Annotated in this window: 19 protein-coding genes, 1 tRNA gene and 3 pseudogenes; 5 read left to right on the top strand and 18 right to left on the bottom strand. The window is 55.6% G+C overall.

Going from position 1 to position 14,565, the window contains the following annotated elements; translation table 11 throughout:
- Positions 1–115: 115 nt before the first annotated feature.
- On the top strand, positions 116–1,117 hold the full coding sequence (locus N7E01_RS17070) for an HNH endonuclease (protein WP_289173739.1): 1,002 nt from the start codon (positions 116–118) through the stop codon (positions 1,115–1,117).
- A 36-nt stretch (positions 1,118–1,153) separates the two neighbouring features.
- Here N7E01_RS17070 and N7E01_RS17065 read toward each other — a convergent pair whose 3' ends face one another.
- Both N7E01_RS17065 and N7E01_RS17060 read right to left on the bottom strand, forming a co-directional pair.
- Entirely contained in the window at positions 1,154–2,143 is a 990-nt protein-coding gene (locus N7E01_RS17065) for a DNA cytosine methyltransferase (protein WP_289175849.1), read from the bottom strand.
- A gap of 77 nt (positions 2,144–2,220) precedes the next feature.
- Positions 2,221–2,931 carry a DNA cytosine methyltransferase gene (locus tag N7E01_RS17060; protein WP_289173738.1) on the bottom strand — a complete coding sequence of 237 codons (711 nt, stop codon included), beginning with the start codon at positions 2,929–2,931 and terminating at the stop codon, positions 2,221–2,223.
- Here N7E01_RS17060 and N7E01_RS19580 point away from each other — a divergent pair.
- Positions 2,839–3,252: a DNA cytosine methyltransferase gene (locus N7E01_RS19580; protein ID WP_289175848.1), complete on the top strand. Its 414-nt coding sequence runs from the start codon at positions 2,839–2,841 to the stop codon at positions 3,250–3,252. The two genes, N7E01_RS17060 and N7E01_RS19580, sit on opposite strands and share 93 nt — an antisense overlap.
- 67 nt (positions 3,253–3,319) lie before the next feature.
- On the opposite strand, the gene N7E01_RS17050 is transcribed toward N7E01_RS19580, so the two are convergent.
- The 12 genes and pseudogenes from N7E01_RS17050 to N7E01_RS17000 all read right to left on the bottom strand — a co-directional run bounded on the left by N7E01_RS17050 (position 3,320) and on the right by N7E01_RS17000 (position 11,029).
- Positions 3,320–3,742 carry a very short patch repair endonuclease gene (locus N7E01_RS17050; protein ID WP_289173737.1) on the bottom strand — a complete coding sequence of 141 codons (423 nt, stop codon included), beginning with the start codon at positions 3,740–3,742 and terminating at the stop codon, positions 3,320–3,322.
- A gap of 2 nt (positions 3,743–3,744) precedes the next feature.
- Positions 3,745–4,858, bottom strand: a protein-coding gene (locus N7E01_RS17045; protein WP_434089533.1) for an IS3 family transposase whose coding sequence is annotated in 2 segments (ribosomal slippage) — positions 3,745–4,606 and positions 4,605–4,858 — 1,116 coding nt in all. Because the reading frame shifts where the segments join, the coding sequence is not laid out codon by codon here.
- 27 nt (positions 4,859–4,885) lie between these two features.
- Positions 4,886–5,500: a hypothetical protein gene (locus tag N7E01_RS17040; RefSeq protein ID WP_289173735.1), complete on the bottom strand. Its 615-nt coding sequence runs from the start codon at positions 5,498–5,500 to the stop codon at positions 4,886–4,888.
- Between the two features lie 213 nt (positions 5,501–5,713).
- On the bottom strand, positions 5,714–6,490 hold the full coding sequence (locus tag N7E01_RS17035) for an ISAs1 family transposase (protein ID WP_289173734.1): 777 nt from the start codon (positions 6,488–6,490) through the stop codon (positions 5,714–5,716).
- Positions 6,484–6,654 carry a transposase family protein gene (locus N7E01_RS19575; protein ID WP_434089532.1) on the bottom strand — a complete coding sequence of 57 codons (171 nt, stop codon included), beginning with the start codon at positions 6,652–6,654 and terminating at the stop codon, positions 6,484–6,486. The genes N7E01_RS17035 and N7E01_RS19575 overlap by 7 nt, the downstream gene beginning before the upstream one ends.
- A 343-nt stretch (positions 6,655–6,997) precedes the next feature.
- On the bottom strand, positions 6,998–7,231 hold the full coding sequence (locus N7E01_RS17030) for a hypothetical protein (RefSeq protein WP_289173733.1): 234 nt from the start codon (positions 7,229–7,231) through the stop codon (positions 6,998–7,000).
- Between the two features lie 249 nt (positions 7,232–7,480).
- Positions 7,481–7,759: a type II toxin-antitoxin system RelE/ParE family toxin gene (locus tag N7E01_RS17025; RefSeq protein ID WP_289173732.1), complete on the bottom strand. Its 279-nt coding sequence runs from the start codon at positions 7,757–7,759 to the stop codon at positions 7,481–7,483.
- Positions 7,756–7,989, bottom strand: coding sequence for a TA system antitoxin ParD family protein (locus tag N7E01_RS17020; RefSeq protein ID WP_289173731.1), 234 nt, complete (start codon positions 7,987–7,989; stop codon positions 7,756–7,758). The genes N7E01_RS17025 and N7E01_RS17020 overlap by 4 nt, the downstream gene beginning before the upstream one ends.
- A 111-nt stretch (positions 7,990–8,100) precedes the next feature.
- Positions 8,101–8,280, bottom strand: a pseudogene (locus N7E01_RS17015) (PIN domain-containing protein); the annotation flags it as partial.
- Positions 8,281–8,298: 18 nt separating this feature from the next.
- Positions 8,299–8,505, bottom strand: a pseudogene (locus tag N7E01_RS17010) (FitA-like ribbon-helix-helix domain-containing protein); the annotation flags it as partial.
- A gap of 214 nt (positions 8,506–8,719) precedes the next feature.
- A tRNA-Pro gene (locus N7E01_RS17005) sits at positions 8,720–8,796 on the bottom strand.
- A gap of 448 nt (positions 8,797–9,244) precedes the next feature.
- The gene (locus tag N7E01_RS17000; protein ID WP_289173730.1) at positions 9,245–11,029 is read right to left on the bottom strand and encodes an ABCB family ABC transporter ATP-binding protein/permease; all 1,785 of its coding nucleotides are present in this window, start codon (positions 11,027–11,029) and stop codon (positions 9,245–9,247) included.
- A 173-nt stretch (positions 11,030–11,202) separates the two neighbouring features.
- Here N7E01_RS17000 and N7E01_RS16995 point away from each other — a divergent pair, with 173 nt between their 5' ends.
- The 3 genes from N7E01_RS16995 (at position 11,203) to N7E01_RS16985 (ending at position 12,915) form a co-directional block, all read left to right on the top strand.
- Complete coding sequence (locus N7E01_RS16995; RefSeq protein WP_289173729.1) at positions 11,203–11,730, top strand: sigma-70 family RNA polymerase sigma factor; 528 nt, start codon at positions 11,203–11,205, stop codon at positions 11,728–11,730.
- On the top strand, positions 11,708–12,058 hold the full coding sequence (locus tag N7E01_RS16990; protein WP_289173728.1) for a hypothetical protein: 351 nt from the start codon (positions 11,708–11,710) through the stop codon (positions 12,056–12,058). The genes N7E01_RS16995 and N7E01_RS16990 overlap by 23 nt, the downstream gene beginning before the upstream one ends.
- Positions 12,059–12,168: 110 nt before the next feature.
- Positions 12,169–12,915, top strand: a complete 747-nt coding sequence (locus N7E01_RS16985) for an anti-sigma factor domain-containing protein (RefSeq protein ID WP_289173727.1) — start codon at positions 12,169–12,171, stop codon at positions 12,913–12,915.
- Here the strand turns inward: N7E01_RS16985 and N7E01_RS16980 are convergent.
- The 4 genes and pseudogenes from N7E01_RS16980 to N7E01_RS16965 form a co-directional block, all read right to left on the bottom strand.
- Positions 12,845–13,606, bottom strand: a complete 762-nt coding sequence (locus N7E01_RS16980) for a ferritin-like domain-containing protein (RefSeq protein WP_434089531.1) — start codon at positions 13,604–13,606, stop codon at positions 12,845–12,847. The genes N7E01_RS16985 and N7E01_RS16980 overlap by 71 nt on opposite strands.
- The gene (locus N7E01_RS16975; protein ID WP_289173725.1) at positions 13,543–13,758 is read right to left on the bottom strand and encodes a hypothetical protein; all 216 of its coding nucleotides are present in this window, start codon (positions 13,756–13,758) and stop codon (positions 13,543–13,545) included. Before N7E01_RS16975 ends, N7E01_RS16980 begins: the two co-directional genes overlap by 64 nt.
- Positions 13,758–14,153 (bottom strand): MerR family transcriptional regulator, encoded by a 396-nt coding sequence (locus tag N7E01_RS16970; protein WP_289173724.1) that lies wholly within the window; start codon positions 14,151–14,153, stop codon positions 13,758–13,760. Before N7E01_RS16970 ends, N7E01_RS16975 begins: the two co-directional genes overlap by 1 nt.
- A 72-nt stretch (positions 14,154–14,225) precedes the next feature.
- Positions 14,226–14,560: pseudogene (locus N7E01_RS16965) on the bottom strand (integration host factor subunit alpha).
- Positions 14,561–14,565 lie beyond the last annotated feature (5 nt).

Genomic DNA, 14,565 nt, shown 5'->3' with positions numbered 1-14,565 from the left:
TACTGACCCACCGGTCAGATCTCCACCGACATTGACAAGCCCCCAGTCCAGTTTGGCGCAACACAAACGTGATGGGTTACGATTAGCCATTCTTTGTCATAAATAATCAAACGTCATGGCATCAAACCCAACGCTTGCCTATTACCCAAGCTACCGCAAAATGGCCAATGGACCTTTAAATGCAAGTAAAAAACCTAGTGACCTGTTGCTACTTGAAGCGGGCGATACCGTTACCAAAAGAAATCTCTTTGATCTCATACAATTTTCAAAAGTCGAAAACTCACCGTACTGGGAAGATGAAAGTTGGCAGATTGGAAACACGCCTCAGCAAGGTATAAACTGGATCGGCGCACTTCCCGTATGCCGTGCTGTACTTATTAAGACTCGCCACGGCTCGTACGAGGATGATGGCTGGACCAACAGCGACAAATTGGCCTACCGCTATTCTTTCAAGGCACGCAATGGGAAAGTCTCACACGCCGAAAAGGCAAACCAAGCCCTTTTCAATCAGCCGGACTATGAATACCCGATAATGCTTTTCACGGAGATATCCCAATCATGGACATATGAAGGCACCTTCGCCGTATCAGATATCAAAGAAAGCCACGTTGTTCTTGAGCGCACATCTGTAACACCACGGAACCCTTTAAGTAACCAACATACGAGTGCCAACTCAGAAGCAGATGCCAGCACCTCTATTGATTTACTGCTGAACAACAATGAAATCTCGAGCTCGGAACGAATCCAGCTGATCAAAGCGCGTATTGGTCAGGGTTTGTTTCGTTCTCGGGTAGCTGTAATCGAACCATGTTGCCGTATCACCAGCATCAGGGATAAACGTTTTCTGATTGCTAGTCACATCAAACCGTGGGCCAAAAGCGACAACACTGAAAGATTGGACGGCTACAACGGCCTACTGTTAGCACCGCACATCGACCGGCTCTTCGATTACGGATTCATCACCTTCAACGACAACGGTCAAGTTCATGTTAGCCGGCAGCTTCCAGCGGAGATTCAACGGGCTTGGGGATTAGACATGAACTTGCGACCCAGACCCTTGACCCCAAAGCAGCAGCACTACATGACGTATCATCGAAATGAGATTTTTAAAGCATGATATGGCGATCAATAGTAAGTGGCTAACCTGGAAATTTCACCAAAAGAAATCGGTGCAAATTTTTAAGCCCGCAGAAAATCGAAGTGCGAAACAAGATTTTGGAAATTTAGATTTTCCTACTTTGTACAGCTTATGCTTCGTGCCAACCAGTTTGATTTCATGACTAATCAACCATCTATGCGTGATGCAAGATTTTTTATCGTTACCACCAGAATAATGCAGTGCAGCAATTTGGCTAGAGTAACTAGACCCCATTAAAAAGTAAGTAGACGATGTTGGCGATCTGGCGAGCGAGCAACGGAGGAACTGCGTTGCCGACCTGATGATATTGCTGCGTGCGATTCCCCTGAAAAAGTAGTTGTCCGGAAAAGTTTGGACCCTTGCGGCTTCGCGGACTGTCAGACTACGACACTGTTTAGGATCCGGGTGAATGAAATAGTGTCCATCCTTGGATATATGGCTCGTTATTGTTGTGGCCGGGCCTTCAAGGCGCTGGACCCTGAACCTGTCGGAAAACTTTCCCGACTCCCAGTTTGCGTGAAGCGGGCGCAATTTTTCGATAAGATTAAATTCCTCGTGTCCCTTGGGAGATCTCTTGTACTCCAGCGCGAAAGTCGCGGCGTAGACATACCTCATTAGATCGAGCGACATGTGTCCTCGCGCCTCATGATTGAGCCAAACCGAAAGATTAGGATCCTCGTACCATTCCCTTAATCTTTCCGAACGCCACTGGGACATACGACCAGAACGCGGAACGCGCAGTGCACCGGTTGTAAGTCCTAATGGGATTTCGGCCGACAATCTTGCAAAGTGAGCGGCCAATTCCGTATTGCCTTGGTGCCGGGCGGCCTGTTCCAGCTCGCGGAAATGTTCGCGTACGGTTTCCTGCCAAGCCCTGCCTGAGTCTGCTTGCTTGCTCAAACTACTCCGCAGCGGGGGTAGCCCGATCAATGCGTCTGCAAGAGTACATTCCAGGTTGGCCTTGGAAAGTGTACGTATTCGGTCTGGCTCAATATCCTCTCGCACTCCCAACAGGATTACCCGGTGTCGAGCCTGTGGAATACCGTATTCTTCCGCTCGAACGATGAACTTCCTAGCATCGATCAGCCTAGCATCGCCCCCCTTTCGAACACGACGTCATTAGACAGAGAGTGGATGCGGTATCCGAGCTGACAACTTGCCTTACCGGTTGCGCGATCAGGGTCGGACAGATCGTTCAGTATGGAGTGAAAAATGTGCTCCCCTCCGACCTTGGAGGACAGAATGCCCTTTACATTTTCCATCACGAAGACGGCAGGGCGATATTTCTGAATGATCCGAAGATATTCACGATAGAGAAAGTGACGATGATCCTCTTCGGGGCGATAGTCAGTCTTGCCGCGGTTTCGGGAACGTCCCACCAGCGAGTACGCTTGGCACGGAGGACCACCGATAAGGACCCACGGCATCGTCTCGCCGAGGCCATTTTTTCTGATGATTGCATCCAGTAGCGCATTATCGTCTGCGTTGCCGAGTGTCAATTGAAGTGCTTCCGATGATGCTTCCGCCCAAGCGGACTGAATTGCCAAATCGTCTGGCAACAGAGTACCGAGATTACACAGGTCGTAGTAGGGACGAAGCATGTCGCCTCCCATTCTGCGCAAGATCCGGTAAAAAGCCCTTAAACGCAATGTCGCATGGGCATGCTTGTCCATTTCGGCGGACACCACGATCCGGAATGGATCGCGAGGCAAGGAAGAGAATCCCTCACCCAAGCCACCCGGACCGGCAAAAAGGTCAACGATCGGAATGGAATTTCTGGAATTCATGCCCATCTAAAACTCAGTCTTTACAATATTTTTCGGAGAGCGCCCAGGATACCAGGAAACATGGACAACGTCGATACCTCCACACGATCACGTATGATGTCCCGCATACGTTCGACCAATACGCAGCCTGAACTGGCGGTACGCCGTTTTCTACATGCAAACGGGTTCCGTTTTCGACTCCATCGAATCGTCGCTCACATCACCAAGGACGAGCACTACTGCATCAATCCAGATCCGTCCCAGTGCCTAAACCTAACCGTACGGGAGGCCGCCCGTCTTCAGACATTCCAGGACAACTACTTCTTCGCCGGCAACCTTACCGAGTAATACATGCAGGTCGGCAACGCAGTCCCGCCTCGTCTCGCTCGCAAGATCGCCGGCGTGGTGTTGAAATTCATGGACGCTTGGAATCGGAGCAGAACTCCCCGCTTACCTCTGAGCCGTCGATCCAGCGGCGCAGTAGCTCGGGCAAAGCCTCCCTCATCTCGGCCGACCGCGTCGCGCACTCCCAGACCACCAGCACGCGCCACCCTGCGGAGAGCAGAGCGCCCATCGCTCGCACGTCCCGCTCAACGTTGGCCATGAGCTTGGCCTCCCAGAACTGCCTGCGCGAGGCAGGGATCTTCGCGTAGCGACAGCATCGATGGGCGTGCCAAAAGCAGCCATGCACGAAAATGGCGATTCGACGCCCGGGCAGAACGACGTCGGGACAACCCGGCAGATCCTTGCGGTGCAGACGAAACCGGAAGCCGGCTGCGAACAGCGCTTTTCGGACGATGATTTCCGGCTTCGTATTCCTTCTCCGGTAATCCCCCATTTTTAGCAGTAAGCGGCAGTAGAACTATTTAAATATTTACTGGCTAATTTCTGTCGTGGGGTAATGCCGCCCAGTGCCATGTTTGGCCTTTCATTGTTGTAAGTCCAAAGCCAAGCGGTGGCACCGAGTTGAACTTCGTCCAGACTGCTAAACAGGTTTTGGGCCAGCCAATCATAACGCACCGTGCGGTTATAACGCTCGACATAGGCGTTTTGCTGCGGATTGCCAGGCTGGGTATGGATTAGCGTAATGCGTTGCCTGGCAGCCCATTGAAGCATGGTTTTGCCAATATATTCAGGGCCGTTGTCGCAACGTATACAGGCAGGTTTACCGCGCCACTCAATGATCTGATCCAGGGCCCGTGTTACGCGCTCTGCCGGCAAGGAAAAGTCCACCTCGATTCCAAGGCCCTCACGGTTAAAGTCGTCGACGACGTTCAGCAACCGAATCCCACGTCCATCGGTTAGCTGGTCGTGCATAAAATCGACGGACCAGACTTGATTGATATCCGTCGCCGTGCCCAGCGGATCCGGTCGCTCGCGCACCAGTCGCTTCTTGGGCTTAATGCGTAAATTCAGCTCCAGTTCACGATAGATGCGGTACACCCTTTTGTGGTTCCATGGGTAGCCTTTAATGTTGCGCAAATACAGGAAACATAAGCCAAAGCCCCAGTTGCGTTGGGCCGTTGTCAACCGTATCAGCCAGTCGGCAATGACCTCGTTTTCGTCGTTGTGTTTGGCCTGATAATGGTAGGCGCTTTCGCTGATGCCAAACGCCTGGCACGCCAGGCGGATACTGGATTTAAAGTGCTTAACGGCGTTTTGCGCCATCTCCTTGCGTCGAGATGGCGCTACCACTTTTTCGCAGCGCCTCCTGCACCATTTCAGCCTTCAAACGCTCTTCGGCATACATCTTCTTGAGTTGCCGGTTTTCGGCCTCAAGCTCCTTCAGACGTGCCATCATCGAGGTGTCCATGCCGCCGTATTTGGCGCGCCACTTATAAAACGAAGCGCTGCTCATGCCATGCTCACGGCACAATTGCGGCACGGGCGTACCCGCTTCAGCTTGCTTGAGGATCGCCATGATCTGGCTGTCGGTAAATCGAGATTGCTTCATTGTGTGAATTCCCTTGTAGTGGAAATTCTACCCTCGATCACTGCGGTTTAACGGGAGGATTACCCTGTCTCCCTCATCCCGGACGAGCGGAGCGGCTCTAAATGGCAAATGAAGATCGACGTCCCCCCAGTCCTCGTCTCGGTCAACGACTTTGTGGCGCCCGATGGCCTCGTGAACGTGTCTGGCCGCCTCGGCAACGGCCGCGTCGCCCTCCGGTGCGGATACTTCCTCCTCCGCCTCCCAGTCGTCGGCGAAGATGTATTCCAGCGGCTCGTCGTCCAGCGCGAACAAGTTCGGTTCGTCCTTAGGCGCAACTACTGAGACAGACGCGCTCGAAGTATCGGCTACTGTGGTGGACGACTTCTCGATTTCCGTCAGCTGCGAGTCATCGTCGGCAGTAGAGACGACCACGACAGTCTCCTCCCAAAAGGGCGGTGCTTTGGAGTTCGGCGTTTCAACCGTCGTAGGCGGAGCCCCCGACTCGCCGTCCCGTACGCTCTCGACCAGCTCGACAGACGTCTCTTCGACCTCGGCGACGGGTTCAGTCGAAGGTTCCGGCACAGCGAGACGCGCGACGGCCTCCGTCAGAACGGCTATGATCTCGGGGCAGCCGCCTTTGAGGGCGTGCGCCAGCGCGTCCATTCCGCTCTGGTCGGCGAGCGTTGGGTTTGCCCCGGCATCCAGAAGCAGCCTGACCGCCCCTTCCTGCGCCTCCCGGCGGCGAGGATAAGGGGCGTCGCGCCCGAACCGTCCCGAGCATCGAGATCGTCGCCTCGGCGAATGTGCAGCTTGATCGCCATCTCGACGCCGGCGATGGACGCGAGACGCAGAAGCGGGTTGAGCTTCCTCATGTAACTATCCACGGTCGCCGTGCTCCGGAAGGTGGTCCGAGGCAATGGCCCTATTGACCGACGCTAGGACCTCGATGGCTGACCGGTTTATCCGGGCAGGATAATCGCAGGGGGCCAGACCGCGCGCTGAGCCTACCTGCCCGTACCCGAAGACTCGGTGCAACGGGTTCTCAACACGCCAATGCTGTTGCTTTGCTTGCAGCACCTCATCAGCCGTGAGTTCTTTACTGCCGATGAAATACCATATCAGACTAGTCCCTTTCTGTGCGGTTGTGCGATCCAGTTGTACCGCCGTAATCGTCTTGGCTTGCCAGCCTGAAGCCACCGGCAGCTCCATGTCGTGCATGACCCAGCACTGACGTAACTCTAGGCGCCCGTGCTTCTTCCTTTGCTGAGCACAAAAATTATCACCGGGAGCATCATCCAGATTAACTTGCCAGGAACGGTCGAAGTGTTCCAAGACATCTTCGTGCAGCGTGCGTTGATTGCTTTTGACCGCCAGGAGATAGTCGGCTTCATTTTTGCGAATGGTCTTGGCAATGCACTTCTGGCATACCATGGCATCAAGGGTCAACACCCCCCTAATGGCCAACATGTTCAGCAGCTCAGGCACCGCCGTGATTTCATTCGACTTGGCATCGACCTTGTAGCGCCCAAGCGAAATGCCCGCCCCACTGGCCCAAGTATTGACCATGTGAATGGCACCCTTGTGACCACTCGAGCCACGCACCGTTTTACCATCAATGGCTACAACGCCTGCCGACGGCGTGTCTATCAGCATGTCCTGCACAGGAACTGACGGAACCAACCTTCACGCATCCGCGCAAAGAACGCGATAGCATTACAGCCATCGGCACCGCACAATAAAGAACACGTTGCCATGAAGATGACCTCGCTCAGATTGTGGGCGCACTTTGCAGATTGGCGGGGACCTTTCAGTTCCATAGGCGATCAAGTAACGTGCTCTTGGGCATGGGAAAAGCCCAAAACATCCTGCTTTTACAGGATAAGCGCAAGTCGACACGGCGCGAACCTAGAAGCTCAGATGGGCAAAAAGTGTTCATGCATTTGCCCTAGTTGGTGAGGTCTTCCGTGCTGTGACACTACAAACTGAAATATTAGTAAATACCCTCATGGTTTCGAGTTTACATAACCGTTGCATTTGGCACAAGTCGTTTCGTTTGTTGCTATTTAGACTCTTATTATCAAGAAATTAAATTCTTTTAAACCGTTGCCTCTTGATAGTGGTAAAAGTCCACACTGCCCCTGCTCGACGACGCCTTCGGTACTATTCGTCCTGCCAAAAAATGTAGGGCGAAACAAGCACTTCTCCCGTATCCACGCTAATCCATCCATCACCTTTCAGACGCCGTGCATGATCGGATACGGGCACAAGAGCTTGCAGCCACTGCGGCCAGCATGCCCTTGCAATACGTTGGCGCACCGACACATCAATACCACCATAGCCAAGCACACGGGCGTTCTTAGGAAGTTGTGTTGACGATGCATGAAATTTAGACATGTACTTTCCCCATCCCGTGATCGAGCGGCACGCTTCAAGCCAGGTCGAATCCCACGGCCACCAACGCTCAAGCTTCGTAATCCACTTGTTCATTCGAGAAAACAAGCTCGCTAACGGCAAAGCGGCACCATTTACTTACTTTGGAACGGCCACTTACCTAAGCCATCAAGGCAGCGAACCCATGAGCATTATTCTTCAACTGGATGCTTGAAAGCCGAACTAATGTCGTTCATTGCCATCGATAGGAAGTTAGCCCTTCACGTCGCGGTAAAAATTTTCGTGGGGGCCGACAGCTTCGAGATACACCAACCGAACGCCGTCGTCGCGGGTGTAACCCAGCAGATAGAGCTGCCCCAGGCAGCGAAATTTGTAGACCCACAACGCTGAGAGATCGCCTTTCTTCTTCTCGCCAATGTCCGGATTGCCTGCAACCACCTCGATTGCACCATCGACCTCGGTCACGACATTGTCGTGCAGCTTCTTGTAGATGCGCGCAAATCGCCGCGTCTGGCGAACACCCCAAGTCATGCCTTGGTTGCTGAGCGGGGGATGAAGACAGTGCTGTCCTCACGTGGCTCGGCCATGCTCATCAGGCTCTCGGCAATGAACGAAGCCGGTAAATCGGGGTTGTCGAGTGCTGCTCGACCCACTTTGGCCCAGAACTCCATTTGGCCCTGTACGGTACGGAACTCGGCTTTCGCAGCAGCGCGTGCGGCAATGACCAGCTCTTCATCGATACGCACAGATACAGTGCTCATCGCAATCTCCTTTGAGATTTATTTACCACAATTGTAGTCATGCGCTGCGCTGTGGTCAAACAAAGCCCTGGATGCAGAGCCGTCACCCTGATGGGGTTGAAATACCCTAAATCATGATTCGGCGTTCCAAGGGTTGATAACCGACAGCCCTACCGCTTCAAAAGGGCTTGTGTCGCGTGTAGCTACCTTCAAGCCATGCGCGGCGGCAGTGGCGGCAATGTAGCCGTCTGCCCTGGCTATGGCCTTACCCTCCACCCTCGCCCGTGCCATCAGGACGGCATAGGTTTGGGACGTTGGTATCAATGACGATCACTCAAACCTCATTGGCTCGGCTGGTGTCTTATCGCGCAACTGGTTGAATCGTTCGGCTTCTTCCTCGGTCATTCCGCCCGCCTCGCGGGCTATGGATGCCAGCAAGGAACCCAATTTGACGTTTCCGGTGGGCTTGGTGGCCTGCTCAAGAATGAAACGAATTTCAGCTTCGGTACTGCGGCCATGAAGGGCCGCAAGGGCTCGCGGTCAGCGCGGTGGTCGCCCTACCCTCTCGTCGGAAAAATTTGCAGGCCAATTTCCAGGGTAGTGACCTCAGTTCCGATGGCAGGCTGATGCTGTTGCGACAGATTGATGCCAACCCAACTCTGGTTTGCACTCGGTGAGGCAAAAAGTGGGGCAAAAACGCACACAATCGAAAAGGGGTTACAGCAATTAAGCTGTAACCCCTTGAATTTATTGGTCGGGACGGAGTGATTCGAACACTCGACCCCTTGCACCCCATGCAAGTGCGCTACCAGGCTGCGCTACGCCCCGACTAAAGAACGCTATTCTAGCATTAAAAAATTAACTTTCGCAAGCGAACTCGAATAATTTTTCACGCCCTAGTCCACACAGAGGACCTCCCTCGCCAGCGGGCGTAAGACATCCTGCGCATATTCAGTCTCCGTCGTCGTCTCTATAGTTTCCCGGACCGCTGTATCTACCCGTTAACGAACGTGGCTGGGGTAAAGAATGGCATCAAAGAAACGACAAACGGTAAATCTTTTGCAGGCACTGCTACTGGTGGGGTGTGCAACAGGGTTACCCGCCGAACGCATTACAAGGAAACGGCAAATGGCAAACATCACCATCATCGAGCCCCATGCCCTGTTGCCGCTGGGCCTGATTCAACTGCTGGCCGAACTGGGGCCTGACATTTACCTGCACAGTCGCGACTTCCCGGCCCCGGACACCCTGACGACGCCCGGAATTACCTCTTGTCTCAACCCTCGTCTTCACCGGCCTGCTGCAACGCCCACATATGGGCATAGCGGCCATCGACAGCCAGCAATTCGCGGTGCGTCCCCTGCTCGATAACCCGTCCCTGATCCATCACCAGAATCTGGTCGGCGTCCGCCACGGTGGACAACCGATGAGCAATGATCAGCGTGGTGCGATCTCGCGAAATGATGTTCAGCTCTTCCTGAATCGCCCGTTCGGTAGGCGTATCCAGTGCACTGGTCGCTTCATCCAGAATAAGAATGGGTGGGTTTTTGAGCAGGGTACGTGCAATGGCCACGCGCTGTTTCTCACCGCCCGACAGCTTCAACCCCCGCTCGCCCACCTGGGTGTTGTAGCCTTCCGGCAAACGCATCACGAAGTCATGGATGCTGGCCGCCCGGGCCGCCTGTTCAATCTGCGCTTGCGATGCACCCGGATTACCGTATGCAATGTTGTAGCCAATGGTGTCGTTGAACAGCACCGTATCCTGCGGCACGATACCAATATGGCGACGCAAGCTGTCTTGTGTCAGTTGCCGGATATCCGTGCCGTTCACGGTAATCGAACCGTCCGAGACATCATAAAAACGGAACAGCAAGCGCGACAGGGTTGATTTTCCAGCCCCCGAGGCCCCCACCACAGCCAGTGTTTTACCCGCCGGAATGGCGAACGACACATCAAACAGTATCTGGCGGTTGTCCTCGTAGCCAAAACTGACCTGGTTGAAACGGATCTCGGCCTGCCGTGTATCAAGTGTTGCAGCGCCGGGCGCATCGGCCACTTCCTGGGCCTTGTCCAGCAACCCGAACATGCGCTCCATGTCGGCCAGCGCATGCTTGATTTCCCGATACACAAAGCCCAGGAAATTCAGTGGCGAATACAACTGGGTCAGGTACGCCGACACCAGAACCACATCACCTACCGTCATGGTCTGGTTGACCACCCCTTGGGCTGACATCCAGATCAGCGCAGTGATACCCAACGTAATGATGATGCCCTGCCCCATGTTCAGAAAATTCAGGGACACCTGGTTTTTGACCGCCGATTCCACCCACTTGGCCAGATTGCCGTCGTAGCGATTCAGCTCGTAGCCTTCATTGCCAAAATACTTGACCGTTTCATAATTCAGCAGGGCATCAATCGCTTTACTGTTCGCCTTGCTGTCCAGATCGTTCATGCTGCGCCGGTACACCATCCGCTTTTCGGTCACCACCAGGGTGAACATGATGTAAGCGGCAATTGTGCCCAACGTCACCACCGCAAACCAGAAGTCATAACGCCAGAACAGTATCGTGGCCACCATGACGATTTCCAGCAAGGTAGGCAGGATATTGAAAACCGTGAAATTGAGCAAGAATCCAATACCCTTGGTACCCCGCTCGATATCGCGGCTCAGGCCACCGGTCTGTCGCTGCAAATGAAACCGCATCGACAGGGTGAACAAATGGCGATACAACCGTGTGGCAATGGTCCGGATTGACCCCTGCGTCACGCGGGCGAACAGGGCGTCACGCAACTCGCCAAATACGCTGGTCGCCAGACGTGCAAAACCGTAACCCAGCAAGGCAGCAACCGGCATGACCAGCAGTGTTTGCGGCATACCCAACTGGTCAACCACATCTTTCAAAAACAGTGGTGAAATAACGCTGGCCACCTTGGCGGCAACCAGACAGGCAATGGCGACCAACACCCGGCCCTTGAATTGCCACACGTAGGGCAACAGCGACTTCAGGGTTTGAATATCGTTGCGGTTGGCAGGAGCCTGGCCGCGTGCAGTAAATCTCATAAGCCCAACAGAGCGGCAAGCGCGCCCCGGTTCCGTAATCAATCAAAGACGGGCATTTTACGCTGCCCGGGCACTGCCGCCTCGAATGCCGCACTACAATACAGGGCAATGTCGGCGCCCTCACGGTGCCTGGCGGGTACCAGAATCAACCCCAACTCCAAACCCGAGGTTTCATGGCCCTCAGTTCCTTCAACTACAACTCAATTTTGCTGCGTTGCGGGCAAGGTGATGCCGCCGCACTGACCGTGTTGTTCAACCACGAATCGGCCGTCATGCTGGCCCTGGCACAACAAATGCTTGAAGACCCGGCCAAGGCGCAACAAGCGTTGCACGATGTGTTTGTCATGGTCTGGAAACATGCCGACCACTTCGACCCGGCCTCGGGCAGCGCCCGCGCCTGGATCTACAGCATCTTGCGCTACCGCCTGATGCGCGAACTTCGTCAACCGCCCGGCAACCCCGATGCAACACGCAGCAGCCTGCTGCGCACATGGCTGCAAGACAACGCCCGCATGCTTCACGACGATCTTGATGATGGCCTGGCCCAGGCTGACCCAACGGCCATTGATGCCATCGGGCTGGCGTACTACAAAGGGCTGACCGCCCCGCAAATTTCAACACTCATGCAAATTCCCGAGGATGAGGTGCGCGGCCACTTGCGACGCGCTTTGCATCGTCTTGAAACACGGGGAATCACATGACAAACCGCACACCCTCAGCCCCCTTCCGCCCGACACCCGCCTGAGCATTGCCGAATACACGCTGGGCACGCTGTATGGCCAGGAAGAAGTTCAGGTTCGTGAGCTGATCAACAGCAACGACGAAGCCGTACATCTGGCCTTGCACTGGGAAACCGTGCTGCTGGCCATGGCCGACCGCCTGCCGCCTGCCACACCAGACCCACTGATCCTGGCGCGGGTTCAGCGCACACTGGGCCTGCCACGCCTTGATCCGGAAGTTCAGCCACTGTGGCGCCCGGAAGCCCCCCTCAGTCACACAACCCGGCATCGACGCCGTCGCAAAACATAACGTCGGGGGCTTCACGAAACACGACGTCAGCACCGTCTCGCAGCCCGACACCGCCAAGCACCGGCACCTCGCAGAGCATTGATCCAGCCGCCCGAACCAGGCAGCCGCAGGTGGCATCATCCCGGCGTGCCGAGCCAGCCTTCAGCGGCCCGGATACGCACAGCATCGCCACCACGGGCAGTGCCCGCCCCGGCCATGACAGCCCGTCTTCCTTACCCGATCAACCTCAGGCCCAGCCTGACAGCCACGCCGTATCGACAGCCCACGGGCCAGACATTGGGCATCGCCCGCAAGCGCAACAACCGGCCTGGTACGCCCGACCCATCGGTTGGCTCGCCTTGGGGGTTCTGGCCGGCATCGCGGTGCTGGCTTACACGGCCTTGCGCCACGGCCTCACGTCCAACCCGCCGCAAACCAGCGTACAACAGGCGACACCCAAGCCACCCGAACTGTTGTCAATTGCCATTTTGCAGCCACCCAACAGCAGCTCAACCCCGGGGTGGGTCATCACGCAAGCCGGTCCGGGCCACTTGCGTGCCGAGCCGCGCCTGCAAAGCAACAAAACCGCCGATCAAGGCCTGGCGCTATGGACACGTGCCACAAACTCACCCGACACGCACTTTTTGGGTTGGCTGGATGACACCGCAGTCAACACGTTGGCCTTGCCCGATGGGGTGGCGCTTGATGAAAACACGCTGTTTGAAATCACCCTCGAAAAACAGGGCATTGACACCGCCCGTGCGCCGGAAGGTGTTGTGCTGTTCATCGGCCAAGGTGTAAAAACGGTTATGCCAGACCCTGAGGCACCGTCGTTGAAACCGGCTCCGACTGCAGCGCATCAAGCTCAGCCTCGGTAAACCCGGCAGCTCGCCGCGCCTCAAGGTTGAAGGGGCCTTTCAGGCGCGGCGCCCGATACTGCGCAGCCAGTACCGCGTACTGCGTCAGCGGGTCAAGACCCTGCTGCTCGCATACATAGCGGTACCAGTCATTGCCAATGGCCACGTGGGTAATCTCGTCACGCAGAATAATGTCGATAATGCCTGCACCCACGGTGTCGCCTGCCGACTGCAGCTTGGCGCGTACCGGCGGCGACGCATCCAGCCCACGCGCCTCAAGCGTGCGCGGCACCAGTGCCAGACGTGCCATCAGATCGTTGGCCGTACGCTCGGCCATTTCCCAAAGCCCGTCATGGGCGGGAAAATCACCATACTGATAGCCCATTGATTGCAAATGGCGACTCAGTAAATCAAAATGCAGGGCTTCTTCGTGTGCGACCCGTAACCAGTCGGTGTAAAACGCCTCGGGCATGCCAGGAAAACGCCAGATGATGTCCAGCGCCAGATTGATGGCATTGAATTCAATATGAGCCAGGGCGTGGATCAGCGCGGCCAGCCCCTGCGGGGACCGGGGCGAACGTTGCTTGACATTGAACGGAGGCACCAATTCGGGCCTGGCAGGACGCCCGGGCACAGTGGCCGGAGGTATCAGCACCGCTGCGCTGTCAATGCCATACGGTTGACCTGAAGGGTGCCTGGCCCGGCCGCACACTGACGACCCTGGGCAGCAGCAAGACGGCCACCCTGCCCGGAAGCACGATCAAGGCAGCCACTAGGCGCAAAAGCGGCGTGCAGTGCATTGACCGCTACGATTTTTTGGGCAGGGTCTGTCAGGCACAGGGCCTGCAGTGCTTGGGCCCGCATCAGCCCAGCGCAGGGGCGCCAAGAGCCTCTGACAAGCTGTCACGGATGGCGGCAAGTTCGGTGCGCAGCGCCTGGAACTCGGTGCCCGACAAACGTACGGCGGCTTCCTGGTCGTGATCGACCTCGCGCACATCGCCCAGACGGTTGCGTGCCCCGCTGATCGTGAAACCCTGCTCGTACAGCAAATCGCGAATACGACGAATCAACAACACCTCGTGGTGCTGGTAATATCGGCGATTACCGCGACGCTTGACCGGCTTGAGCTGCGTAAACTCTTGTTCCCAATAACGCAGAACATGTGGTTTGACGCCGCACAAATCGCTGACCTCGCCAATCGTGAAATAACGTTTGGCGGGAATCGGCGGCAAGGCAACAGAGGTTTCTGGAGTACTCATGGGCGGAATAACGGCCTGTCTATAGGTTAAAATCGGTTAAGGCTGTCGATCATAACAAACACGGGACAGAACTCAAACCTTGTCGGCGGCAGGGGTAACCGGCCCGGTCCCTGCCTGCTCAACAGCGCTTTTCAGCTTCTGACTGGCATGAAACGTAACGACACGACGCGCTTCGATGGGAATGACTTCACCCGTTTTGGGGTTGCGGCCCGGACGTGGCGGCTTGTCGCGCACCTGGAAATTGCCAAAACCCGACAGTTTCACTTCCACGCCGTTGGCCAGCGCGTCCCGAATCTCTTCAAAAAGGTATCCACCAGATCTTTGGCTTCACGTTTGTTCAGACCAACCCGGTCAAACAGCAATTCAGCCAGCTCGGCCTTGGTCAGGGTGCGTGTTTCTTGATTCATCCAAA

Source organism: Neopusillimonas aromaticivorans (assembly GCF_030344915.1).
Taxonomy (GTDB): Bacteria; Pseudomonadota; Gammaproteobacteria; order Burkholderiales; family Burkholderiaceae_B; genus Neopusillimonas; species Neopusillimonas aromaticivorans.
Note: the sequence above shows the minus strand (reverse complement) of the source record. Positions and strands in the feature narration are given on the sequence as shown.